General features: G+C 72.7%; 19 protein-coding genes. 8 read left to right on the top strand and 11 right to left on the bottom strand.

Features of this window, described 5'->3' with window-relative positions; all coding sequences use genetic code 11:
• Positions 1 to 60 precede the first annotated feature (60 nt).
• The 3 genes from WMF44_RS29990 (at position 61) to WMF44_RS29980 (ending at position 3,902) form a co-directional block, all read left to right on the top strand.
• Positions 61 to 936 (top strand): hypothetical protein, encoded by an 876-nt coding sequence (locus tag WMF44_RS29990; protein WP_437293478.1) that lies wholly within the window; start codon positions 61 to 63, stop codon positions 934 to 936.
• 219 nt (positions 937 to 1,155) lie between these two features.
• Positions 1,156 to 2,742 carry an SNF2-related protein gene (locus WMF44_RS29985; protein WP_437293477.1) on the top strand — a complete coding sequence of 529 codons (1,587 nt, stop codon included), beginning with the start codon at positions 1,156 to 1,158 and terminating at the stop codon, positions 2,740 to 2,742.
• A gap of 245 nt (positions 2,743 to 2,987) precedes the next feature.
• The gene (locus WMF44_RS29980) at positions 2,988 to 3,902 is read left to right on the top strand and encodes a hypothetical protein (RefSeq protein ID WP_437293476.1); all 915 of its coding nucleotides are present in this window, start codon (positions 2,988 to 2,990) and stop codon (positions 3,900 to 3,902) included.
• Between the two features lie 129 nt (positions 3,903 to 4,031).
• Here the strand turns inward: WMF44_RS29980 and WMF44_RS29975 are convergent, their stop codons facing one another.
• From WMF44_RS29975 to WMF44_RS29965, 3 genes are all read right to left on the bottom strand, one after another.
• On the bottom strand, positions 4,032 to 5,411 hold the full coding sequence (locus tag WMF44_RS29975) for a cytochrome P450 (RefSeq protein WP_437293475.1): 1,380 nt from the start codon (positions 5,409 to 5,411) through the stop codon (positions 4,032 to 4,034).
• Between the two features lie 67 nt (positions 5,412 to 5,478).
• Positions 5,479 to 6,945 carry a hypothetical protein gene (locus WMF44_RS29970; protein ID WP_437293474.1) on the bottom strand — a complete coding sequence of 489 codons (1,467 nt, stop codon included), beginning with the start codon at positions 6,943 to 6,945 and terminating at the stop codon, positions 5,479 to 5,481.
• 225 nt (positions 6,946 to 7,170) lie between these two features.
• Complete coding sequence (locus tag WMF44_RS29965; RefSeq protein WP_437293473.1) at positions 7,171 to 7,737, bottom strand: hypothetical protein; 567 nt, start codon at positions 7,735 to 7,737, stop codon at positions 7,171 to 7,173.
• Between the two features lie 281 nt (positions 7,738 to 8,018).
• On the opposite strand from WMF44_RS29965, the gene WMF44_RS29960 reads away from it, so the two are divergent.
• The gene (locus tag WMF44_RS29960; protein ID WP_437293472.1) at positions 8,019 to 8,648 is read left to right on the top strand and encodes a hypothetical protein; all 630 of its coding nucleotides are present in this window, start codon (positions 8,019 to 8,021) and stop codon (positions 8,646 to 8,648) included.
• On the opposite strand, the gene WMF44_RS29955 is transcribed toward WMF44_RS29960, so the two are convergent.
• The 3 genes from WMF44_RS29955 to WMF44_RS29945 are packed head-to-tail and all read right to left on the bottom strand — an operon-like array spanning position 8,645 to position 12,032.
• The gene (locus WMF44_RS29955; RefSeq protein WP_437293471.1) at positions 8,645 to 9,253 is read right to left on the bottom strand and encodes a hypothetical protein; all 609 of its coding nucleotides are present in this window, start codon (positions 9,251 to 9,253) and stop codon (positions 8,645 to 8,647) included. The two genes, WMF44_RS29960 and WMF44_RS29955, sit on opposite strands and share 4 nt — an antisense overlap.
• Positions 9,250 to 10,572, bottom strand: a complete 1,323-nt coding sequence (locus tag WMF44_RS29950; RefSeq protein WP_437293470.1) for a restriction endonuclease subunit S — start codon at positions 10,570 to 10,572, stop codon at positions 9,250 to 9,252. Before WMF44_RS29950 ends, WMF44_RS29955 begins: the two co-directional genes overlap by 4 nt.
• Positions 10,569 to 12,032, bottom strand: coding sequence for an N-6 DNA methylase (locus WMF44_RS29945; protein ID WP_437293469.1), 1,464 nt, complete (start codon positions 12,030 to 12,032; stop codon positions 10,569 to 10,571). The genes WMF44_RS29950 and WMF44_RS29945 overlap by 4 nt, the downstream gene beginning before the upstream one ends.
• Before the next feature lie 143 nt (positions 12,033 to 12,175).
• Here WMF44_RS29945 and WMF44_RS29940 point away from each other — a divergent pair, with 143 nt between their 5' ends.
• Genes WMF44_RS29940 through WMF44_RS29930 form a run of 3 tightly spaced genes read left to right on the top strand, consistent with a single transcriptional unit; the run spans position 12,176 to position 14,247 of the window.
• A complete protein-coding gene (locus WMF44_RS29940; protein ID WP_437293468.1) occupies positions 12,176 to 12,907 on the top strand; it encodes a hypothetical protein in 732 nt (243 codons plus the stop codon).
• The gene (locus WMF44_RS29935; RefSeq protein ID WP_437293467.1) at positions 12,904 to 13,818 is read left to right on the top strand and encodes a DUF4159 domain-containing protein; all 915 of its coding nucleotides are present in this window, start codon (positions 12,904 to 12,906) and stop codon (positions 13,816 to 13,818) included. The genes WMF44_RS29940 and WMF44_RS29935 overlap by 4 nt, the downstream gene beginning before the upstream one ends.
• A gap of 6 nt (positions 13,819 to 13,824) precedes the next feature.
• Complete coding sequence (locus tag WMF44_RS29930; protein WP_437293466.1) at positions 13,825 to 14,247, top strand: hypothetical protein; 423 nt, start codon at positions 13,825 to 13,827, stop codon at positions 14,245 to 14,247.
• Between the two features lie 34 nt (positions 14,248 to 14,281).
• Here the strand turns inward: WMF44_RS29930 and WMF44_RS29925 are convergent, their stop codons facing one another.
• Positions 14,282 to 15,595 (bottom strand): PAS domain-containing protein, encoded by a 1,314-nt coding sequence (locus WMF44_RS29925; protein WP_437293465.1) that lies wholly within the window; start codon positions 15,593 to 15,595, stop codon positions 14,282 to 14,284.
• A gap of 248 nt (positions 15,596 to 15,843) precedes the next feature.
• Between WMF44_RS29925 and WMF44_RS29920 the strand changes: the two genes are divergently transcribed.
• The gene (locus WMF44_RS29920; protein ID WP_437293464.1) at positions 15,844 to 18,228 is read left to right on the top strand and encodes a glutamine amidotransferase; all 2,385 of its coding nucleotides are present in this window, start codon (positions 15,844 to 15,846) and stop codon (positions 18,226 to 18,228) included.
• A 34-nt stretch (positions 18,229 to 18,262) separates the two neighbouring features.
• Here the strand turns inward: WMF44_RS29920 and WMF44_RS29915 are convergent, their stop codons facing one another.
• From WMF44_RS29915 to WMF44_RS29900, 4 genes are all read right to left on the bottom strand, one after another.
• Entirely contained in the window at positions 18,263 to 19,315 is a 1,053-nt protein-coding gene (locus tag WMF44_RS29915; protein ID WP_437293463.1) for an SMP-30/gluconolactonase/LRE family protein, read from the bottom strand.
• A 622-nt stretch (positions 19,316 to 19,937) separates the two neighbouring features.
• Positions 19,938 to 21,482: a hypothetical protein gene (locus WMF44_RS29910; RefSeq protein WP_437293462.1), complete on the bottom strand. Its 1,545-nt coding sequence runs from the start codon at positions 21,480 to 21,482 to the stop codon at positions 19,938 to 19,940.
• Between the two features lie 136 nt (positions 21,483 to 21,618).
• Positions 21,619 to 22,701 carry an ABC transporter substrate-binding protein gene (locus WMF44_RS29905; protein WP_437293461.1) on the bottom strand — a complete coding sequence of 361 codons (1,083 nt, stop codon included), beginning with the start codon at positions 22,699 to 22,701 and terminating at the stop codon, positions 21,619 to 21,621.
• Positions 22,701 to 23,483 (bottom strand): ABC transporter permease, encoded by a 783-nt coding sequence (locus WMF44_RS29900; protein ID WP_437293460.1) that lies wholly within the window; start codon positions 23,481 to 23,483, stop codon positions 22,701 to 22,703. Before WMF44_RS29900 ends, WMF44_RS29905 begins: the two co-directional genes overlap by 1 nt.
• Between the last annotated feature and the right edge of the window lie 162 nt (positions 23,484 to 23,645).

Below are 23,645 nucleotides of genomic sequence, written 5' to 3'. Positions count from 1 at the left end.
GCACGAAACCTGGAATTAGCCGGTCAGAACGCGCCGCACGGCGTCGCTCAGGAGAAAATCATGTCGAGCTTTGGAGCCCCGGTGACAGCGCTGCTCGGTACGTGCCTGTTCGCAATTGGATGCGTGGTGACGCCGGCGGCGGATCACGACAGCGAGGAGGACCTCGCGGCCGAGGGCGATGTGGCGTCGGTCGAGCAGGCCTATGTCTTTCCCAACGGCGACGATCCGGAGTTCTTCTGGGAGCCGCGGACGATACAGATGCTCCAGCGGCTCGCCATGGCCCCGCTCGCGGACGGCGCTGGCAAGCTCGCGAGCACGCCGCTCCTGGAGACAGCGCAGGGCCGCAAGCTCCTCCACTATGTCGTGGGCTGCGCGCTCCGCCCGGACACGACGGTGACGGGCGTGGTGGGCGCGTCCTCCTACGTGTACAAGGGGGCGCTCGGCCTCGCGGCGCCGTGGCGGAGTCAGGCGCTGTCCTTCACGTCCCCGCAGCGCTGGGTGACGGCGTGTCTCCTCCAGACCTTGAACGGCTTCCTGGAGGAGGTGCCGATCCGCATGGTGGGCAAGCACCCGGGCCTCGCGGACGCGCCGTGGATGAGCCCGGCGCAGTACACGTTCCCGGACGCGACCATGTTCGGCAACATCTTCGTCCCGGGCCAGGAAGTCGCTTATGCCTGCGCGGATGAGGGCGCGCAGCTCGCGTGCGGCGATGTGTGGAGCCAGTTCGCGAAGCTGCGCATCTGCGACTCGTCGCCGACGTGCAAGCTCACCCTCCTCGGACCGTGCAAGGGCTCGCTCCCGAACGAGACGGACTGCACAACGAACGCCGCTGGTCATCCGACGTGCCACGCGGACGGTGTGTCGTACCTGGAGTCGATCTCGTCGAAGCTCGACGCGGAGGGTGTCTTCAACCTCTACCCGAGCTGCCCGCAATGAGGCGCGGCGGCCCTCCACGCCCTCGGACACGCCGCTCCAGATCCTGCACCTCGGCGCCGCCATGCGCGGCGTCTTCTAGCGCGGGCGCGCGTCCGCGCTGGTATCAGGGTCGTCATGACGACGATGCGTGCCAAGCGAACGGTGTCGGCCCCGCGTAGAGCTTCCGGAGCGGCCCCGCCAGCGGCCCCCGCTCCGCGTGCGGCGCCGGAGCGAGCCCATGTGCTCGACGTCCCGTTCGCGATGCGCGCGGTCGCGTCCGCGAGCGGCGCGCGCTGGGACGCGGAGCACGGCGTGTTCGTCGTTCGCGCAGAGACGCTCCCGCCGGCCCTCGCGCCGTTCCGCGCCGCGCCGTACTCGTGGGAGCGACGCATCGAGCACGAGCTCAACGACGACCCCGCGCCCGCGCCGGCCGCCCCCGCCGGGGCGGTGATCCTCCGCCCGCACCAGCTGGACGGCGTGCGGGCCATCGCCGCCGCGAAGGCCGCCAGGCGCGCCGGGTTCCTCCTCGCCGACGACGTCGGCCTCGGCAAGACGATCACCGCCTGGGCAGCGGTCCTCCAGATGCCGGACGTCACGACGGTGCTGATCGTCTGTCCGCTCGCCGTCGTCGCGCACTGGCGCCGCACGGTCCAGGCCATGGGCGACGCAGGCAAAGAGATCGTGATCATCAACTATGATCGGCTGGGCAAGCTCTTCGAGGTGACCCCGGAGGCGCGGCGGAGGATCCGATCGAAGAAGGGCCTCGCGCGCGCCGGCAGCGCCGCGGAGTTCGACGTGGTGATCTGGGACGAGAGCCATCGCTGCAAGAACCCGGCGGCGGCGCGCTCCAAGCTCGCGGTCAAGCTCAACGCACGCGCACGGTTCGTGCTGTGGCTCTCGGCCACCGCGGGGCAGAACCCGCTGGAGCTGTCGTATCTCGCGCCGCTCCTGGCGAGCGCGACCGGGAGCCGCTCCGCGGATCTGAAGGACTTCGAGCAGTGGTGCGAAGGCCAGGGGCTCGGGGTTGCGCGCGGCGCGTTCGGCAGGTGGGACTGGCGCGGCGATCCGGCGGACTGCGAGAAGGTGCGTGCCCTCCTGTTCGACGGCCGTCCGGCGGTCGGGATGCGGCGTCGGCCGGAGGACGTGGCCGGCTGGCCCGAGATCAACCGCATCCTCACCCCGCTCGAGCTCGACGCCTCCGCGCGCGAGCTCTACGCGCAGGCGTGGACCGCGTTCCGCCGGGAGATGGATCTCCTGCCAAAGGGCGCGAACCCGAGGTCGGCGCTCGCCGCGATGCTGCGCCTGCGACAGAAGAGCTCGCTCATCCGCGTGGCCGGCACCGTGGAGCTGGTGCGTGAGCTGCTCGACAACGGGCATCAGGTCGCGGTCTCCGTCGCCTTCATGGAGACGCTCGAGGCCGTGGAGGCCGCGCTGGCCCGGGAGCGCGTCCCGTGCGCGCTGATCCACGGCGCGCTGCCGGCCGGCGAGAAGGAGGCCGAGCGCCTCCGCTTCCAGCGCGGCGAGCCGCGCGTCGTGCTCTTCACCGTGGAAGAGGGGATCTCGCTCCACCAGGGCGAGCACAACGAGGTGCCGCGCTCGGCGGTGATCCACGATCTGCGGTGGTCGGCGATCCAGATGGCGCAGATCGAGGGCCGCTGCCACCGCGATGGACGCTTTGCGCAGGTCTACTGGGCGTATGCCGATGATACCGTTGAAGACAAGATCGCTGCGATCGTGTGCCGCAGGATCCGGTCGATGAAGGCGATGGTCGGCGATGACGTCGAGACGATGCACGAGATCGAGCGGTTGCTCGCCGGAGCCGAGTGAGAGACGCGCCACGTACCGTGGCCATGGTCGTCGCCTGCGAGCGAGAGACGAACACTTCGTGCTTGCCCTGCACGCTGCGCGCACCCACGCGCGGCAGAAGACCAAGTCGTTGGGTCGGGCTGCCATGGAGGGATGCGTCGTGGCCGCCTCCATCCGCCATGGCGCCGCCACCCCCTGAGGTGGATCTCTCCTCGCGTTTTCCCGTTGTTTCGTGTCGGCACGGGGTGTGCTCGAGGCCGAGCGTCATGCCGACGCTCGAGCACAACGCCCTCGTCGAGATGTTCCGTGAGCACCCCGAGCTCGCGCCCCACTGGCTCGCGACGCTCTTCCGCCTCGAGGTGCCGCCACACACCTCGGTCGGGGTCGTCGAATCGTCGCTCGACCAGCTCCTCCCGGTGGAGTTTCGCGCTGATCTGGTGCTCGAGCTTCGAGACGCGAGCGGCGCGCTGGTGCTTGCGATCGTCATCGAGGTCCAGCGCGACATGGATCCGGACAAGAAGTTCTCGTGGCCGACGTACGTCACGGTCGTGCGTGCCAGGAAGCGCTGCGGCACGGTCGTCCTCGTGATCGCGCCGGACGCCGGGGTGGCCGCCTGGGCGGCGGAGAACATCGACCTCGGCCTGGGCCTCGGCCACGTCGAGCCGCTGGTGCTCGGTCCGGCCGTCGTCCCCGAGATCACCGACCCAGCCGACGCGGAGAAGGACGCCGAGCTGGCCGTGCTCTCGGCGGTGGCGCACGGCAATGGGCCGAGCGGGCTCACCGTGGTCAAGGCCGCGCTCGTTGCGCTTGGGCGGCTCGACCAGGAGCACGCGATGGTCTACTTTCAGGTCATCTGGAGCGGGTTGCGTGAGCCCATGCGGCGGGCTCTGGAGGCGTTGGTCATGGAACGGCAGATCGAAGACGAGGCGAGGTTTCCGTTCGTGCGGGAGCTGATGGATCGCATCAAGCTCGCGAGCCTACGTGAGGGCGAGCTCAAGGGTCTACGTGAGGGCAAGCTCGAGGGCAAGAGGGACACGCTGCTGCGGCTGCTGGCGCGTGCAGACATCGCGCTCACCGAGAGCGAGAGCGCTCGCATCCAGGCGTGTACGGACATTGCGACCCTCGACCGCTGGATCGATAACGTCCTTGCGGCGAAGAACGCCGCCGAAGTGCTCTCCTGATGGTCAACAGATGCGGCCCGACAAGGCGATGAATCAGATGGGCTTTGCCAGCTGATCATCGCGGCCTGTACGATCGCGCCATCAACCGCGCAACGGACCGCTTGTCATGGTGTCGCCGGACGCGGCGCTTCAGCCGTCGAATCGGACGCGCGTGCCCCCCGACGGGCGGAGCACCGGGAGGTAGCGCGAGGCGGGGAATCCGCCCTGGAGCCTGGGGCCAGAGGCCGGGAGCTCCCGCCCGAGCGCGACGAGGAACTGGACGATCTCCATCCAGGCGAGGTGATAGCCGAGGCAGAAGTGCGCGCCGCCGCCGAACTGGGCGATCTCGAGCGGCGAGAGCGCCTCCTTGCGGCCGAGCCAGCGCTCGGGGCGGTAGCTGTCCGGATCCGGGTAGAGCTCGGGATCGCGCGAGAGCAGGATCAGCGGGATCGCCACGTGGGTCCCTGCGGGGACGGCGCGGCCGTCGAGCTCGAAATCGGCGACGGCGCGGCGGGCGTCGTGCGGCACCGGCGGGTGGAGGCGGAGCGCCTCGCGGAACACGGCCTCGGCGTAGGGGAAGCGGCGGAGATCCGCGGGGGAGCGCGGGAGATCCGGCGCGCTCGACGCCTCCTCGCGGAGCGCGCGCCAGACCGCGGGGCTCTCGGCGAGGTGGGCGACGCACCAGGCCATGACCGAGGCCGAGGTCTCGTGGCCGGCGAGGAGGAGCAGCCGGAGGTTGCCCACGAGATCCTGCTCCGAGAGCGGCTCGCCCTGCTCGTCGCGGGCCGTGAGCAGCGCCGGCAGGAGGCCCTTCGCGTCGCCGCGGGCGCGCACGCCGGCGAGGATCCGGCCGATGCGCTCGTCGAGCCAGGCGCGGGCGCGGAGGCCGCGGCGCCGCGGCGAGCCCGGCACGTCGAAGGGCAGGCTGAGGATCACGAGCATCAGATCCTCGTAATAGTGGCGCCACTCGGGCAGCTCGTCGTCCTCGACACCGGTGATCTTGAACATCACCTCCAGGGCCAGCTCGCGGGTCTCGCGCAGCAGCTGGACGTCGCGCCGGCCGAGCCACGAGCGGACCTTGCGCTCGACGCTGGTCGCGACGATCGCGCCGACCTCCGCGGCGTCGAGGCCCTTCGGCGAGAACGGCCCGTTCATCGCGGTGCGGAGGCGGCGGTGCGAGGCGCCGTCGTGGGCCATCAGCGTCTGACCGAAGAGGTGGCCGACGCCGCCCTCGGTCAGATACGAGGAGTCGACGGCCTTGCTCTTGAAGAGCGAGAAGGCCTCGTTCGATGCGTAGATGAGCTGCCAGGCGTCGACGCCAGGAGCCCAGAAGAAGAGGGAGCCGAAGCGGCGCTGGCCCTCGCGGAGCAGGCCGAGCTCGTCGACGGCGATCGCCGGCATGTGGCCCACGACCGGGAAGCGGCCGGGGAGGATGGGGAATCCATGCCGCGTCTCGATGCGGCGGGCGAGGGGGTTGCGGCCCTGAAGGAGCGGGAGATCGGCGAAGGAGGCGGGGAGGGCGGTGGTCATGGCGCGTGGGACCTCCACGTGTATCATCACGCTGGCGCGGCCTGGGCGCCCGGAGAGGGGCGCGCCGTCATCTCCGGATCTCGGACACGAGGACGAGCCGCCCGCCGTCGTATCGGGCGCACACATGGTAGTCGGGGTCGGTCCCGGGGCCCTGCTCGAGCACACGTGCGATCACGCCGAGCAGGTTCAGCCATGGGCCGCCGGCGGCGATCAGATAGGCAGACCAGCCTGCCTCCTCGAACGCGGTGACGACCTTCTTCGGGTCGTCGAAGCCCTTCCCCGGATCGCCGACCGCCGCGCGGAGCGCCGGCAAGAGCTCCTTGACCGCCGCGTCGCCGGCGGCGCATCGCTCGGCGGCGAACGCCCTCTCGACGCCGGCGCGCGAGGCGTCCGTCAGGGCCCACGACGCGACGAAGCGGCTCCGCTTGCCCTGCACGGCGATCCCGAGGGTGCCGTCGCTGGCGAGGCTGCGCGCCGGCGCGGCGAGCCGGAGGTTCTGCCGGGCCTCGGCGAAGCCCTGGGCGGCGATCGTCGGGATCACCCTTGGATCGACGTGGCCTCCGGAGAGCGCCCTCGCGATCTCGCCGTAGCCGTCGGTCGCGCCCAGCTCGCCCATCCGCTCGGGATCGAGGCACACCGACACCACGGGGCTCGCGTCGAACCTGGAGCACCTGCCCTCCGGGCCCCCGACCTCTTCGCTGAACGCGACGAGCGCCTTCAGGGCGGCCGGATCGCCGCCGGACCCGAAGAGCGACATCACGACGTCGAGCCGGAGGTCGGCGCCGTCCGCGTGGATCGCGACGGCGGCGATCCCGCCCTGCGCCACGCCGAGCGGCGCCCTGGCGCCGAAGCCGGCGCAGCGCGCGGCGCCCGGGCACGCCTCCAGCGGGGCGCCGCCGGCGAGGACGTCCACCACGCCCGAAAGGGCGCGCCGCGGGTCCGCCCCGCTCACGAGCGGAACGAGGAGCCGCACCCGCGTCACGTCCGCCGCGTGCTCGCGGACGACCTTCTCGAGCGCCTTGCCCGAGGCCCCCCTGGCCATGGCGTCGACGACCGCGCGCGCGCTCTTCTCGGACGCGGGCACCACGGCGCCCAGGATCGGCCTTCGCGGATCGACGCCGGCCTTCGCGAGCGTCACGTCCGGCGGATCCTGGCTGCCGAGCGCGCGGTTCGCCTCGATCAGGACCTCGGCGATCTGGGGCACGTACTGGACGGCGACGTCGAGGGCGCTGTTGCGAAGCGAGGCGTAGATCGCGGCGCCCGGCGGGAGCCGCGCGATCTGCTCGGCCGACGGGGGCGGCGGCTCGGGCGTCGCTCCCCCGGGCGCGGCCGGGTCGCTCGCCGCCGGTTGCGCCGGCGCCGCCGCGGGCGCGCTCGCCGGTGCGCTCGGTTGCGCCGGTTGCGCCGGTTGCGCGGCGGCGCTCGACGAGCTCGCGCCGGTCGAGCCTTGTCGCGCGGCGCAGGCCGCGCTCCCCGCCCCGAGCGCGATCCCTGCGCCGAGGAGGACGATGGGGAGGAGCTCTCGAAGGGGCATGAGCGGGCTTCATGTACTGGAGGAGCGGGGACCACCTGACAGTCCCGCCGCCCCGTCCAGGTTTGCAAGGTCTCGTACTGGACCGGCGTCGGCTCGGATACCCAGGTGAACGTGCAGTGCTACGACCATCTCGGCAACCCGGTCGACAGCCAGTTCTCGAGTACGTATCTCGGCGCGGAGATGTTCACGCCCTGCTGAGCGAGCGCTGATACAGGGAGGCCGAGATCACTCGCCCGTGTCGAACTCGCACGCGGCGACCTCCGGCGCACACTCGCCCTCCACCTCGGCGGCCGCGGAGGCGAGGCAGTCGTTGCACTCGGCGCTCCGCGCCTCGCCGGCGCCGCACGCGCCATAGCAGGGCAATTCCTCCACCAGGCCGCAGGCAAAGCAGAGACAGTCCATGAGCGCCTCGTAAATTTCGGCCGAGGCCTCGCACATGTCCGCCGGATCGTCGGTGTCGTACGGGGGCAACGAGCAGGTCGCGCACTCGGCGCCGCCACCGGCGCCGACCTCGCCGCCCGCGCCAGCGCCCGCCTCGCCTCCCGTCGAGCTGCTGGCCGCGCTGCCGCCGGCCTCGCCACCCGCCGAGCTGCTGGCCGCGCCGCCGCCGGTCCCGCCTCCCGTCGAGCTGCTGGCCGCGCTGCCGCCGGTCCCGCCTCCCGTCGGGCCGCCGCCTCCGCCCACCAGATGGTAGCTCTCGTCCAGCCCCGCCAGCGCGGTACACCCGCCTGCCGCCGCAAGCCCGAGCAGCGCCATCGCCAGGGACGCGTTCACACGCTTCGAGCCCGCCATGGCGCCGGAGCATCACTCGCTTACGCCTCCGGCGTCAAGTGACCGTACGGCTGGTTCGACCTGGGGCCGTGGCTCGATGCACGCACGACACGCGTGCTCGTCAAGTCTGTTACAATCGTAGTAATCGCATGTCCATGGACGACGGCACGCATGACCGCCGCCCCCGAACTCGGCCTGATCACCTTGCCGTGCGCTGCAACGTCGTGGCCCGCCATGGCACAGAAAACCAGCGGGTTTCTCTCGTGCCGGAGCAGGCATGTCCCGTGCTCGACGCGGCGGCCATGACACACAAGTGCTTTCTCTGGTTGGCTCGTGGTTCCTTCATTGCGTGGGCGACGCTGGGCGGCGCGGCGTGCGGCGAAGATGACCATGGACATGCGAGCGCGGAATCCATCAGCACCAGCGGCGCGGGCGCGGGCGCGAGCGGCAGCGCCGGCGCTGGCGGCTCCGGAGGCGGCGGCGGAAGCGCCGCGAGCGGCGGAGCCGGCGGCTCCGGGGGCGGGGGCGGCAGCGCCGCGAGCGCCGGCGCTGGCGGCTCCGGGGGCGGGGGCGGTAGCGCCGCGAGCGGCGGGGCTGGCGGCTCCGGGGGCGGGAGCAGCCATGGCCTGGCGTGCCGCGACTCGAGCTTTCCGGCGTTCAGCAAGGCCTGCGAACAGGCGAGCGACTGCATCGTGTTGCCGCACGTCACGACCTGCTGCGGAGATGTCCTGTTCGTCGGCGTGGACGCGGACGAACAGGACGCGTTCGAGGCCGCCGAGGCGGCGTGCCTCGCAGGATGGCCGCTGTGCGATTGCGCGCCGCGTCCGTCGCTCGCGGAGGACGGCCGGCGGCTCGAGAGAGAGAGCGAGCAGGCGGTCGCGGCGCGCTGCGACGAGGGCTCGTGCACGTCGGAGATCAGAGATTTGCCCTAGCTCGACCTTCGTTCGCGGGACACGGTGTCAGAGACGGATCGCTTCAGGCCGAGGCGAGAGAGCCGGGCCGGGGCGTCCCCGGGCGCGGGGTGCCGGATCGTCCCTTCCGGATCGAGCGGCGGCGCGGCGGGCTCGTTGCCGGTGATCTGCTTGAGGCCGTAAAAGCCGTTCATCGCCGCCGACAGCATCATGGCGCCGCGGCTCAGCGACCGCGCGCCGCGCGCCAGGCGCTCGAGCACCGCCGCGGGGCCGAAGGCCCGATTCCACATCTGGCGGTGGGCGGCGAGGAGCTCTTCGGGGGACATGCGCGCCGGCCGGAAGGCGACGCCGTAGCCGCTGTAATGGGGCCAGTCACGCTCCTCCAGGATGCGCCCGTCTCGCCGGTGCTCGTCGTACAGCGGCGTGCCCCGGAACGGCGTGAGGATGCTCAGGAACGGGACGTCGACGCCGATCTCGTTCAGCCGATCGGCCGTGGAGGCGATGACCTCCGGCGTCTGATCGTCGAAGCCCGAGATGAAGCCCGCCATCACGCAGATCCCGCGATCGTGCAGCTTCCGGATGGCCTCGCGGTACTCGCGCGCGCGGTTCTGGCGCTTGTCGCTCACCCCAGCCCCCGGACGCGGCGCAGCAGCGCCTCCGCCGGCTCGTAGCCCCGCCCCTCCGCGCGAGCCAGCGCCGCCTCGGTGGGGACGAGCTCTCCGGAGAACGCCCTCGCGAGGATCGTGTGCGGCAGCCTGTCGGCCCGGGCCGCGGCGCGGGCCACGCGCTCCTCCACCTCGCTGGCGAGCGCGAAGAGCGCCTCGGCGCGGCGGACGATCTCCGCCTGCTCCTCCGCCGGCGGCACCGGCACGGGGATGCCGTTGAGCGCCGCCTGCGTGAGCTTCGGCTGGGCCGAGCCGGTCACGTGGTGCTGCAGGTCGAGCGAGTTCAGGAGCAGCTCGAGGTACCCGAGGACCACGCCGGCCTTCGGCTGGACCACATGAGCATGGTTGTTCACCCAGAACCTCCCGCTCGCGGCGAACGCCACCCGGGTGTTCCTCGACAGGAGGTTCGCGCCGTCCTCGGCGATCAGCAGGTAATCGCCGTCGAACAGGTAGCTATCGATCGAGTCGATGACCCCCGACGCGCCGTAATACGGATACGGCCCCCGGCGCCTCGCTCGAACCGCGGAGCTCACGGGGACGCGTCGGCCATCGTGGTTGTCCACCAGGGCGCCGAACGGGCCGCGGACCCAGGACGGCGGCAGGGGACGCTCCGGACCGTCGCTGCGCGCCCCGGGCGCGGCCGGCGCCGGCGTCGAGCAGCGCGGCGGGGGCTCCGCCGGTCCCGCGGCCGGCGCGGCGGCGCCCGGCGCGCGCAGGTCCGCGGTGAGCCTCCCCGAGCACGCCGCCGCCAGCACGGCCTGCCGGAGCCGCCGGAGGAGCAGCGACGACCTCGCCAGCCGGGCCTTCGCCGCGTCCACCTCGCCGAGCAGGGCATCGGCCTTCGCGACGATGCGGCGCTGCTCGGGGAGGGGAGGCAGCGCGAACGGCCGCTCGAACGTCTCGCGCACCTTCACGAACGGCTGCGCGGAGCCGCCCTTCACCCAGAACCCCTCGTCGTTGAGGTGGAGGAACAGGTAGCCGACGTCGATGGCCCGCTCATCCGGCCAGACAACATGGGTGTTCGCGATCGCCGACCACCGCCCGCGCGCCTTGAACGCCTTCCCGCACCGCGTCCCCACGGCGGAGACGACGATCGCCTCGCCCTCGTGCTCCCAGCCGTCGCACCACACGTCGGGGCCGGCGGCGCTGAACCCCTGGTAGCGCCCTGGCCGCTGCTCGGCGTGGAGCTTCCCTTTGATGAGCTTCGAGCTCCCGCTCCGGTGCGAGCAGATCGACGCGAGCGTCGTCTCGGCCCACCCCTCGGGCAGCGGCCCGCTCACGCCTCCGCCGCCTTCGCCCCGCCCTCGAGCAGCGCGAGCACGCGGTTCAGCGCGGCGACCGCCTCCGTCAGCTCCTGGACGGCGTCGGTCGCCAGCTCCTCCGGCTCGGGCATCTCGCCGGCCTCGTCGAGCGACTCCTCCTTGAGCCACCTCAGCCCGTCGAGCTTGAACTCTCGCTCCTTCACCTCGCGGAGCTCGAAGCTGCGGAATCGACCCTCGCTGGAGCTCGCCGCCTCGCGCGCGCCGCGCCCGTCGGGGTCGCCGCCGTAGCACCGCTCGAACTCCGCGAAGTGCGCCGGGGAGAGCGGCCGGCCCTTCTTGGTGATCGACGGGACGCCCGTCCGGGCGTCGTAGATCCAGACCCTCTCCGTCGCGCGGCCCTTCGTGAAGAAGACGACGTTGGCCTTCACCCCGGCGCTGTACGGCGTGAAGGTCCCGTGCGGCAGGCGGAGCACCGTGTGCAGGTCGCAGCCCCTGGCGAGGATCTCCAGCACCGCGCCTGCCTGGTCGGCGAACAGGCAATGGTCCGGCAGGACCATCGCCGCCCGGCCGCCGGGCCTCAGGATCGTCAGCACGTGCTGGATGAAGTTGAGCTGCTTGTTCGCGGTCGCGATCGCGAAATCCTCGCGGCGCGGCGTCTCGTAGGCCCCCTTCGTGCCGAACGGCGGGTTCGTCAGGATCACGTCGAACCGCTCGTCCGGCGGCGGGGCGTCGAGCGAGTCGCCGAGGGTGATCCTCGGCTCGATCCCGTGGAGGACCAGGTTCATCAGGGCGAGCCGGCGGGGGCGCGCGACGAGCTCCTGGCCGAAGAACGCCCCGGCCTTGATCCGGCGCGCCGCCTCCCGGTCGAGCGCCCCCCGCGCCTCGGCCTCGATCCACTCCCAGGCGGCGACGAGGAAGCCCCCGGTGCCGCACGCCGGGTCGCAGAGCGCGAAGCCCGGCTTCCCCTGCGGATCGGGCCTGATGCACCGCACGATCGACTGGATCAGGGCGCGGGGCGTGAAGTACTGCCCCGCGCCCTTCTTGCCCTCGGCGGCGGCCTTCTCCAGGAGGCCCTCGTACGCCGCGGCCTGGATGTCCACGCCGAGGCGCGTCCACGCGATCTCGTCGATGAGGTCGACGAGCTTCCCGAGGCTCGCGGGGCTCTTGAAGCGCGGCTGCGAGCCCGCGTAGATCTCCCCGAGGACGCCGGGGGCTCCGTCGAGGGATCGGAGGACGTCGGCGTAGCGGTCGAGCAGCGCTTGCCCGCTGCGCGCGCGCAGCGCGGGCCAGGAGCAGTCGGTCGCGTCGACCTCGCCGCGGGGCGTCCTGTGCTCGACGCGCGAGAGATCGATGCCTCGCTCGGCGGCCATCTTCAGGAAGAGCAGGTAGGTGATCTGCTCGATGTAGTCCCCGTGGTCGATGCCGTCGTGGCGGAGCGTGTGGCAGAACCCCCAGAGCTTTCCAACAACGTCGATCATGCGGCGGCGGCTTCGTTCGGGTCGTGGAGCGGGAAGGCGAGGCGCGGGAGGAGCCGGCTTACCACGGCCGGGCGCCTCACGGCGGCCGCCGCGCTCGTCCATGGCGCTGGGACGCGCCGCCGCCGATGTACTAGGCTCGTCCCGTGCCGCGCGCCCTCACCTCGCTGCTCGCGCTTCTCTTGCCGCGATCGCTCCGATCGTCGCTGCCGTCGCTGCCGTCGCTGCCGTCGCTGCCGCCGCGGCTGCCGCTGCCGCTCCTGTCGCTCTTGCCGCTCTTGCCGCTGTCCGGCCTCGCCTGCGCGTCGCCCTCGCTCCCCGATCCCAAGGAGGCGGTGCAGGTCTACGCCGACGCGGCGGCGCGCGGCGACGCCGACGCCATCTACGGCATGCTGAGCGACAAGAGCCGCACCGCGATGTCGCGCGACGAGGTGCGGCGGCGCGTCGCCGAGGCGCGCGCCGAGCTCGCGGAGCAGGCGCGGAGCGTCACGGCGCCCGGGGTCGTGGTCAAGACCCGCGCCCGCGTCCGCTACCCGGACGGCGAGATCGCGACCCTCGAGCTCGACGAGCGCGAGCGCGCCTTCCGGATCTCGGCCGCCGACGCGCTGCCCGCGGGCGGCCGCACCCCCGAGCAGGCCCTCGAGCAGCTCCGCCGCGTCCTCGCGCGCCGCAGCTACGCCGGCCTGCTGCGCGTCCTCACGCCGGCCACGCGCGCCGCCATCGAGAGCGACCTCCGCTCGCTCGTCGAGGGGCTCGCTCAGCCCGAGGGGCTCGAGGTCCGGATTGCAGGCGACTCCGCGACGGTGCACATCCCGGGTGGGCACGAGGTGAAGCTCCGGCGCGAGGCGGGCGTATGGCGGGTCGAGGACTTCGATTGAGACGATGGCTCGTCCGGCTCGGCGCTCGCCGGCCGCGCGGCCGGGGCGGTGAGGCGGCGCCGCCGCCCGCGCGCCCCGCCGCCTCGGCCCGGCCGCGGCGCCTCGCCATGGCGCGGCCGCGGCGCCTCGCGGCGGCGGCGCTGGTGCTCGTCTCCGCGCTGCTCCTCCTCGCGGTGCCGCGCCCCGTGCGCGCCTTCGGCGAGGAGGGGGCGTGGAACCCGCGGCCGCTGCTGACGGGCGACGCGCGATGGGAGGGGGTGCGCGCCACCGCCCCCGCGCGCTGGTCGTTCGAGCTGGAGCGGCGGACGAGCGCGCCGGCGCGCCGCAACCCGACCACGGTCCGCGCCGACGACCCGGCGCTGCTCGCCGAGCCGTTCGCGCTCTGGGGCGGCGAGGGCGACCTCCCGCCGCTCACCGAGCGCGAGGTCTTCGGCCTGCGCCGCTTCCTCGCGCTCGGCGGCGTGCTCCTCGTCGACGACTTCGCCCCGGGCAGCGGCGCGTTCGGCCGCGCCGCGCGGCGCGAGCTCGCCCGCGTCCTGCCGGAGGGCTCTCCCATCCCGATCGGCACGGAGAACGTCGTCTTCCGCTCCTTCTATCTCCTCCCGCGCGCCGTCGGCCGCGTCGAGGGCCCGCCGAAGCTCTCCGCGATCGTGCGCGGCGGCATGCCGCAGGTGATCTTCTCCGACCACGACCTCGCCGGCGCCCTGGCGCGCTCGGAGGGCGGGGGGCCGAGCGTCGAGGTCACGCCCGGGGGCGAGGCGCAGCGGGAGCGCGCGTTTCGCCTGGCCGTGAACATCGCGATGTACGTGCTCTGCTCGAACTACAAGGACGACCAGGTGCACGCGCCGTTCCTGATGCGCCGCCGCGCCATCGACGACAACCGACCCCGCTCCGCGCCTGCGCGGCCGTGAGGCACGATGACCCCGGGTCGCCTCGCCGCTGCGCCGAAGCTGGTCTGGCAGGACGACCATTTCACCGTGCTGTTCGACGCGTCCCTGCGCGTCGTCTGGACCGTCCGCAGCTCCAGGCCGTTCGCCTCGCTGGAGGAGATCGAGGCCGTGATGGGCGAGCTCATCCGCGTCCTCGACAGGCTGGGCCGCGCCCATCACGCCCTCTTCATCGACATCCGCGCCGTCCCCGGAAGGAACGACCCGTCGTTCGAGGCGACGATGAAGCGCTTCCGGCCGCACTGGCTGCGGGGCTTCCGGCGGGTCGGCGTGCTCGTGCAGAGCGTCGCCGGCGCGCTCCAGATCCAGCGCTTCGCGAGGGATGACGGCATCGAGCGGCTGATCACGAGCGATGAGGCCGCGCTCCTCCAGTACCTCACGCAGGAGGGCTGAGCGGCCAGGAGCTCTGGTGTCTGGCCGCGCTCAGCTACCGTCTGGCGTGGCGGAGGGCGTGCGCGATGCCACTCTGCAGCGTGCTCAGCGTGGTGATCCCGGAGAGATCCACGCCGAGCGTGACGAGCGTCTGCGCCACCTCCGGGCGGACGCCGGTGAGCACCACGCGGGTGCCGAGCAGCTGGGCGGCGCGCGCGGTGCGCGTCAGCGCGTCCGCGACGTGCGTGTCGACGGCGCGCACGCCCGTGATGTCCAGGATCGCCGTGTGCGCGCCCTGGCTGCTGATGCCGGAGAGCAACGTCTCCATGATCTGCTCCGCGCGCCCGCTGTCGATCGTCCCGACGAGCGGCATCGCGACCACCCGGTCGGCGAGCGGGATGAGCGGCGTCGACAGCTCCCGGAGGGCGGTCTGCTGCGCGGAGATGATCTCCTCCTGCAGCGCGGCCCGCTCCGCCTCCGCGCGCTTCAGAGAGGTGATATCGGTCACGATGCCGCCCATGCCTATCGGCGCGCCGCGCTCGTCGTGGATCGGGAATTTGACCGTGAAGAAATGGTGTTGAGCGTCGCCTATCGGCACCACCTCCTCGAACTGCATGACCTGCCCGCCGGTCATCACCTCGCGCTCCTTCGCCACGATCATCTCGGTGGCCACGGCGTCCACGGCGGCCAGCTCGAACTCATCTCGGCCGATGACCTCGAGGACGTGCCTCTCCATCAGCTGCGCATGCAGCCGGTTGGCGAGGACGTAGCGCCCCGCGGTGTCCTTGACGAAGATGGAGCTGCGCGCGTTGTCCACCAGCTGCAGGAGCAGCTGGTACCGCCCCTGCACCGTCTTCTCCCTCCGCTGCCGGTCGCTGATGTCATCGACGAGCGCCGCGATCTCGTGCGCGTCGCCTCGGCCGTCGCGCAGCACGGCGTAGGTCCACCGGCAGAGGAACGCGTGACCTCCCTTCGTCCTGCACTCGCTCGTGGCCGCGGCGAAGCGGCTCTCCTCCCGGGCGAAGTCGAACGCCCGCGCCGCGGCGGCGGACACGGGGACCGCGCCCACGAGGTCGGCCAGCCGGCGGCCGACGGCCTCGCTCGCGCTCCAGCCGAAGAGGCGCTCGGCGCTGTCGTTCCAGTACGTCACCGCGCCGTCCAGGCGCCACTGGATCACCGCCGGCACCGCCGTGGGCAGCCCCTCGAGCGCGTCGAGGGCCTCCACGTCTGCCGTGCCTTCCGGCGCGGCTGCGCTCCGCGCATGACCGTTGGAGCGCTCCGCCAGCGCCTTCTCCAGCGCCTCGACGCGCGCGCGCAGCGCTGCGTTCTCTGCCCTGAGCCGCCCGGCCTCGTCCAGCTCTTCGCGCATCGTCACAAGAGTTCGAGCCTACGCGCGGCGCACCCGGCGTTTCAAGGTGGCGCATCGGTCGTTCGAGATCGCCCGAGAGGTCGCAGCAACGGCGCCGGGCTGGGACACCCCGCTCCGATGTACTAGGCTCCGCGCGTGTCACGCGCCCTCGACTCGCTGCCCGCGCTGTCGCTCTCCCGCGCCGGCGCGGCGAGCGGGACCCCCTCTCCTCGCGCGCTTCCCGCGCTCCTCTCGCTCCCGGAGCGGCCGTGACCCGGAGCTTCGCGCCCTCGGGCGACCTCTCGTCGCCCATCGTCGCCGTCGCCTGCGTCGTCGCGGCCCTGAGCTTCGGCCTGCTCGTGCTCGAGCTCGTCCGCGCGCGCGGCCGCGCCGCCGGGGCGGTGGGCGCCGCGCCCACGCGCGCGGCGCTCGGCACGGCGCTCACGGGCGCGCTCGCCGTGCTCGGCCTGCTCGCCGCCATCCTCCGCCCGGTCGCGGTCACGTCGCGCGGGAGCCTCGTCGGCCCCAAGGTCGTGGTGCTGGTCGACGGCTCCCGATCCATGGACCTGCCGGGCGTCGCGGGGACCCGCCGCGAGAGCGCCGAGCGCGCGCTCGAGGAGCTCGGGAAGCGCGCCGACGTCCGGCTCTCTCGCTACGTGTTCGGCGAAGGGGCGCCGCTGCCGGCCGACGGGCAGGCAGGCGAAGGCGGCGGCGCCGCGCCGGCGCCGGGCGCGAGCGCTGGCGCCGCGACAACGCCCGACAGGGACGCGGGGGCGCCGGCCGCCGCCTCCGGGCCGGCCGCGGCGCCCGCGTCGCCCGCGCGAGGCCGGCCGCAGCGCCGCTCGGATCTCAGCGCCGCGCTCGAGGCGCTCGCCCGCGCCGCCGACGAGCGGCCGTCGGCGTTCGTCGTCGTCTCCGATGGCCGGCTCGATCGCCCGGGCCCCGACGACACCGCCGCGGCGACGCGGGCCGCGCTGGAGGGGCTCGACGTCCCGGTGCACACGGTCGCGGTGGCGACCGAGTCCGTGCGCGACGCCGGCGTCCGCGCGGTCCGGACCTCCGGCGCCGCGGTCGCCCACCAGCCGCTCTCGCTCCGCATCGACATCGGCTGCAGCGGCGGCCTCGCGTGCGACGCGGTCCCTGTCGTGGCCCGCGAGCTGCGCGAGCAGGGCGCGCCCACGACGCTCGCCACGGGCACGGCGCACGTCGAGGGCGGCGTCGGCACGGTCGAGCTCGGCGTGACGCTCGACCGCGCCGGCACCCGCATCCTGGAGGTGTCGATCAAGGCGCCGGAAGGCGACGAGCTCCCCGAGAACGACGTCCGGTACATCACGCTCGACGTCGCGCGCGACCGCATCCGGGTGCTCCATGTGGCGGGCCGGCCGACGTACGACGTGCGCGCGCTCCGGATGTGGCTCAAGGCCGACGCCTCTGTCGACGTCGTGGCCTTCTTCATCCTGCGCACGCCCGGCGACGAGGTGAACGCGTCGTCGGACGAGCTCGCGCTGATCCCGTTTCCGGTCGACGAGCTCTTCAGCGTCCACCTCTCGAGCTTCGATGCGGTCGTCCTGCAGGACTTCGACGCCGCGCCGTACGGCCTGACCAAGCACCTCCCGGCGCTGGCCCAGTATGTCGACAAGGGCGGCGGGCTCATCATGGTGGGCGGCCCGAACGCCTTCGTGTCGGGCAACTATGCGCGCACGCGGCTCGCCCGCGTCCTGCCGGTGGATCTCGACATCGGCCGCGCGCCCAAGGTGGATCTCGGCGCCTTCGTGCCGCGCATCACCGCCGCCGGCCGCGCGGCGCCGGTGCTCGCGCCGCTGCTCGCGCTGATCGGCGACGAGATGCCGGAGATGCCGGGGACCAACGTCGTCGGCGATCCGCTCCCCGGGGCGACGGTGCTCATGACGCACCCGACCCGCACGACGGCCTCGGGCGCGCCGATGCCGGTGCTCTCGCTGGGCGAGCACGAGAGCGGCCGCACGATCGCGCTGACGCTCGACGGCAGCCACCGCCTGCTCTTCAGCGCGTTCGCCTCGAGCTCCGCGGGCCGCGCGCACGGCGCGTTCTGGGACGCCCTGCTCGGCTGGCTCATGCGCGATCCGCGCTTCGAGCCTGCCGCGATCGAGCCGCGCGGCGGATGCCTCGCGGGCGAGGAGACGGCGCTCGTGCTGCGCCCCCTCGCCGGGCAGCGCGGCGAGGCCAGGGTGACCATCGCGCGCCTCGGCAGCGGCGCGGTCGTGAAGACGTTGACCGCGCCGATCGGCGAGGGCGGCGAGCCGGTCGAGCTCGCCGCCGGTCGCCTCGAGCCCGGGGGCTATTCGGCCACGGTGGAGATCGTCCCGGAAGGCGCCGCTGGTGACGGAGGCGACCAGAAGCGGGCGACGACGCGGCGCGACTTCGCGTGCGAGCGCGGCGGCGACGAGTGGGCCGATCCCCGCCCCGACGTCGCCCGCCTGGAGGAGATCGCCCGCGCGACGGGCGGCGCGTCGGTGCTCCCGTCGGGCGCCGGCTCGCTGTCGCTGCCTGCAGCGACGCAGGTGGCGGCCGAGCGCCACGTCGCGCCGCTCCTGCCCCCCTGGGCCTGGACGCTGGCGGCGGCCGCGGCGCTCGGCGCGCACTGGATCGTGCGCCGGCGCGGGGGCCTCGCCTGAAGGGGAGGGCGCCGGCCGGCGCCCTGGTCTCGTCTCAAGGGAGCGACGGCTTCTCGAGCGGATCGGCCTTGTCGCCGACCCAGACCCGCAGCACCCCGAAGTGCGCGGGGTTCATGGTGAAGCTCGCGTGATTCACGATGAGCAGCGTCTGCGCCGGGTCGTTGAACGCCACGTTGGCGGGGGCGTCGAGGGGCATCTCGTCCCCTGGTGCGCTCTCGATGCGCGACACCTCGACCCCGTGCTTGTTGAGCACCGAGATCGCGTTGGCCGCCGCGAGCGTGACATAGAGCTTCCCCGACTTGCCGAACGCGAACCCGTCGGGCGCCTCGCCAGCATCGTAGTCGTGGACGAGCTCCAGATCGGCCTCTTCGGGGGCCTCGACGAGGGGGAGCCGGTAGATGGACCCCAGGCTCGGGTCCGACGGGGAGAACGACACCGAGAAATAGACGTGCTCCCGCTCCGGATCGAGCCGGATCCCGTTCACGCCGATCGGCACGTCGCCGCTGCCGACGAGGGCGGAGCTCTGGAACCAGATCTCCGGCGCGCCGCCCCCGGGCGGGTAGCGGAAGATCGTCGCCTGCATCGAGTCGGTCACATACGCATAACCCTCCTCGTCGAAGGCGATATCGTTCGGCAGCGGCGGCGCCGGGAAGGGCGCCGGCGAGCACGCCTCTCCCGGCGCGGCCATCACGCACGGAGGCAAATCCGGCAGCGGATCGCCGTAGCTCTCCTGGACATATCCGTGTCCAGTCTTCGTGAAGCGCAGGAGGCCGAGCTGCGTGCTGAGCGCGTAGACCCGGCCGTCGTCGTCGACGGCGATGCAGCTCAGCGCATGCTCCTCGGCGAGCATCTCGCCCGCCACGACGATCGTGCTCTTCTGGATTTTGGTGTCCCTGTCGAATACGATGATCTTCGACGGGCCTTGACCTGCGGTGCCGAACATCGCCGGGCCGGAGACGTAAACCCGATTCCCATGGACCGCGATGCCTTCGGGGAACCCCGGAGCCGCGGGGAACGTCGCGAACGTCTTGATCTCGCCGTAGTACCCCCCCTGCGCCAGCGCCGGACCCGGGATCAGCGGCGACACGGCGGAGAGGATCGCCAGCGCGCCGCAGGCCAACCATTTTCCGTTGGAGTGTGATGATTTTGACGTGACGGATTGCGACATGTGCCCTCCAGGGGTCCATGGTTGCCGGACCGGGGTTGTCGAAATAGGTCGCGTCCAGAAGCCAACGTGCAAATTGCCTGGCTTCGTCAGGCTGACGACGCGGCCATGATAGCTGGAGTATATGCGGTTGAGCTGATTGGCTGTCGAGTCGAAATTCTTCGGTTCATGAAATATCAGGGAGGCCGCTGCCCGGCTGACTCGTCCCGCGTCGCCCGACTCGGCCACGTCGGCCACGTCGCCCGCGTCGGCCACGTCGCCCGCGTCGGCCACGTCGCCCGCGTCATGTTTCACATGTGTGTCCGCGTAGTTGCGCGCTTGCGCCCTGCCTGCACAGCGCAGTCACGTCAGTCCAGGTTGGTCCACGTCAGTCCAGGTTGGTCCACGTCAGTCCACGTCAGTCGACGTTGGTTACGTAGTGCACGTGGCGACGAATGTGTGCAACGGTCGGAGCGCGCGTCCTGGTGGCGTGTTGGTGAGCGCTGCCGGATGTTCCCGAAGGCAGCCTCTGGCGCGCGGCGGTCCCCGCGGTCGACGTGTCGCGCTAAGGCTGCGCCGGCCAGGCGACGCGCGTCGGCACGAGCCGGGGCTCGACGGTCCCGTCGCCCAGCTCGCCGTTCGTGTTGTCACCCCAGCAGAGCATCTCGCCCGTGCGCTTGAGCGCGCAGCTGTGGTCATTGCCGAGGGCCAGCTCGACCACATCGGTCAGCCCGATCGGCTCCGGAAGGAGCACCGGATCCTGCGTGCCGTTGCCGAGCTGCCCCTTCGCGTTGTCGCCCCACATGAGCACCTCGCCGCCCGCCAGCACCGCGCCGGAGTGCCTCGCGCCGAGCGCGATCCGGGTCACGTCCACGAGGGCCGGGATCTTCCGGGGATTCGCCTCGGGGTTCACGACGCCAGTCCCGAGGCGGAACTGCTCTCCCTTGCCCCAGCAGGAGGCCACGCCGCGCGCCGGCGCGGCGCACGTGTGCAAGGCGCCCGCGGCCGTCAGCGCGACGCTGGTGAGGCCCGCGACGGGCTGCGGGGTGTTCTGCTGGTTGAAGGTGCCGAGGCCGAGCTGGCCGCTCTCGTTGTGACCCCAGCAGTTCATCGTGCGCTCGCCCATCCGCTCGATCATGCCCGCGCAGGTGTGCGAGAGGCCGGCGCTCACCGAGTCCACGCCGTCCAGCATCACGGTGGGCTCGACCCGATCGACCTCGTCGCCGTAGCCCAGCTGGCCGGAGCTGCCCTCGCCCCAGCAATAGAGCTCGTGCGACGCCGTCACCGCGCAGGTATGGGTCCCGCCGACGGCGACCTGGGTCGCGCCCGCGAGCTCCTTGGCGCGCACGGGGGAAGGGGAGTTCGTCGCCTCGCCGTCGCCGAGCTGTCCGCTGTTGCCCGCGCCCCAGCACGCCACCGCGCCGTCGGTCAGCACCGCGCAGGTGTGCGCGCGCCCCGACGAGATGCTCGCCGCGACCCTGGCAGCGCCGCTGAGGCCCATGACCGGCCTCGGGACGCGTCGATCCTGCTGCAGTGTCCCGTCGCCGAGGTTGCCCCAGGTGTTGCTGCCCCAGCACCAGACCGAGCCGTCGCTGAGCACCGCGCACGTGTAATCCGTGCCAGCCGCGATGTGCGTGGGCGCGACGCAGGCGCCCCGCACGCATTGGCCGCCGCAGGGCTTGTCGCACCTGCCGCAGTGCGCGGTGCTCGTGAGGAGGTCCACCTCGCACGCGTTCTCGGGGTCCTTGTCGCAGTTGCCGCGGTTCTCCTCGCACGCCGGCGACTGGCAGACCCCGTCCTGGCAGGTCGGCTCGCCGCCGAAGGTCGGGCAGGCGACGTCGCACGCGCCGCAGTGCTGCGCGTCCGTCATCGGGTCAACGCATGCGTCGCCGCAGGCCATGCCGCCTCCAGGACACCCGCCGCCGCTCCCGCCGCTCCCGCCGCTCCCGCCGCCGGTGCTCGAGCTCGTCGACGCGTCGGGCGGGCGCGCCGTGAACTCGTCGCCGCACGCGGCAAAGGCGATGGCGACGGCGGCAGGCACGTACGCCGCCGCGAGGGGCAGCGAGGCGAACGGGAGCCAGCTGGCCCGAGGTCGATGCGTGGAAGCCATGGAGGGCGCTCTTCCCTTGCGTTGAGGCGCGGCTGCGCCACGAGGCGCGGCGGCCGTGCGACATTCTAGACGAAGTCGCGCGCCGAGATCTCTCGCCGCGCGCCGCGCCTGTCGCGCCGCGCGCCTCTCGCGCCGCTCAGCGCGTCGCGACGAGCACCTCGTCGATCGGCGGCGCCTTCTCGAGCACGCCGAGGTCCACGAGCTGCTTCGCGAGCGTCTCCCAGCGCTCGCTGGTCATCACGCCGAGGCCCTTCTCCTTGGTCTCGGTGGTCTCGATCAGCGGCCGCTGCGCCTCGGCCGCGGCGACGAAGGTCTCCGCGTCCATCGAGGTGTTGAGCTTGGCCATGATCTCGTTGGACCGCGTCGGATCTTGGAGGTATGTGCGCCAGCCCTCGCGCGTCGCGCGGACGAACGCGCGGACGCGCTCCGGGTTCTCCTTCCAGAGGGCTGCGCGCGTGATCACGACCACGACGTACGGGTTGAACCCCTCGCTGGCCACCAGGAACGCGGCGGGATCGCTCCCCTTGCGCTTGGCCGCGATCGGCTCGGCGGTGATGAAGCACTGCTGGGAGAAGGCTTTGTCGGCGACGAAGCGGGCGACGCCGCCGTCGTACGGCACGACCTTCACCTTGTCGAACCCGTACTTCTTCTTGAGGTACGCGGCGTAAGGCAGCCCCGGCTCGATCGCGAGCGTGCCCGACTTGAGGATGTCGGCGATGCCCTTCGCGCCGCGGCTCTCGTGGGTCATGATGGCCTGCGGCGAGGTCTGGAACACGGCGAAGAGGGGGAGCACGTCCGCGCCGCGGGCGCGGGCGGTGAGCACCTCGTCGGCGCCGGAGATGCCGAAATCCACCTGCCCGCCGGCCACCATCTGGACGACCGGCACGCCGGCGCCGCCGCCGAGGATCTCGACATCGAGCCCCTCCTTGGCGAACGCGCCCGACTCGCGCGCGGCGTAGAACCCGCCGAACTCGGGCTCCGGGACCCAGTTGAGGGCGAGCTTCACCTTCGCGGCCGGCGCGCTGGGGGCAGCCGCGCCGGGCGCGCTCTGCGAAGGCGCGGCCGGCGCGCTTCCTTGCGGGGACGCGGACGAGGCGCGCCCGTCGCCCTCCGGCGACTGCGAGCGCGAGCAGGCGGGGGCGAGGAGGGGGACGGCGGCGAGGGAGGCGAGGCGTGCGAGGCGTCGGAGGAACGACCGGCGGCTGTCGGGGAAGTGCATCAGCGATTGATCTCCGAAGGATGCCAGCGCCGCAAGAGCCGCCTGCCGGCGAGGTCGACGGCGCCGAACAGCGCGAGGCCGAGCCCGGAGGCGAGCAGCACGGCGGCGAAGAGCAGATCCGTGCGCAGCTGGCGGTAGGCGGAGAGGACCAGGATGCCCAGGCCGGCGGCGTCCTCCGAGAAGCCGGCGACGAACTCCCCGACGATCGCGCCGATGACGGCGAGGCCCGCCGCGATCCGGAGCCCCGTCACGAGGTGGGGGAGCGCCGAGGGCAGCTCGAGCTTGCGGAGCGTGGCGAAGCGGCCCGCCCCGTAGAGCCGGAAGAGATCCCGCAGCGCGGGCTCGACGGAGCGCAGGCCCGCGAGCGTGTTCGCGATGACCGGGAACACGGAGACGATGAACGCCGAGACAGCGACCGCGCGCAGGCCGGGGCCGCACCAGAGCACGAGCAGCGGGGCGATGGCGACGATCGGGACGGTCTGCAGGAAGACGGTATAGGGATAGAGCGCCCTCTCGAGCGGGCGCGACGAGGCGAGCGCGATGGCGGCGAGCACGCCGACCGCGGCGCTGAGGACGAAGCCCGCGAGCGCGGCCTTCGCCGTCGTGACGGCGCCGGCGAGCAGGGTGGCGGCGTTCACCGCGCCCGCCCGCGCCACGTCCGAGGGAGGCGGCAGGAGGTAGGCAGGGACGCTGAGCGCTCGGGCGAGCGCCTCCCAGAGCGCCAGAAGGATCACGAGCGCGGCGAGCGGCGGCGCGACGGCTTGGAGCGGGGTGGGTCGCACGGCTCGGCCTTCTCTAGCGCGAGGCCGCCGCGCCAGGAAGATGCTGCGGTGGAAGAAATCAGGCTCGTCCGTGGCCCGGCGCCGAGCGACGCGCGCGCCGAGCCACGGGAGAGGCGAGGTGGGGTGGGGAGCTTTGTCGAAGCGGGGTGTGAACCGCGCGGA

The organism is Sorangium sp. So ce426, from assembly GCF_051475585.1.
Lineage (GTDB): Bacteria > Myxococcota_A > Polyangia > Polyangiales > Polyangiaceae > Sorangium > Sorangium cellulosum_B.
Note: the sequence above shows the minus strand (reverse complement) of the source record. Positions and strands in the feature narration are given on the sequence as shown.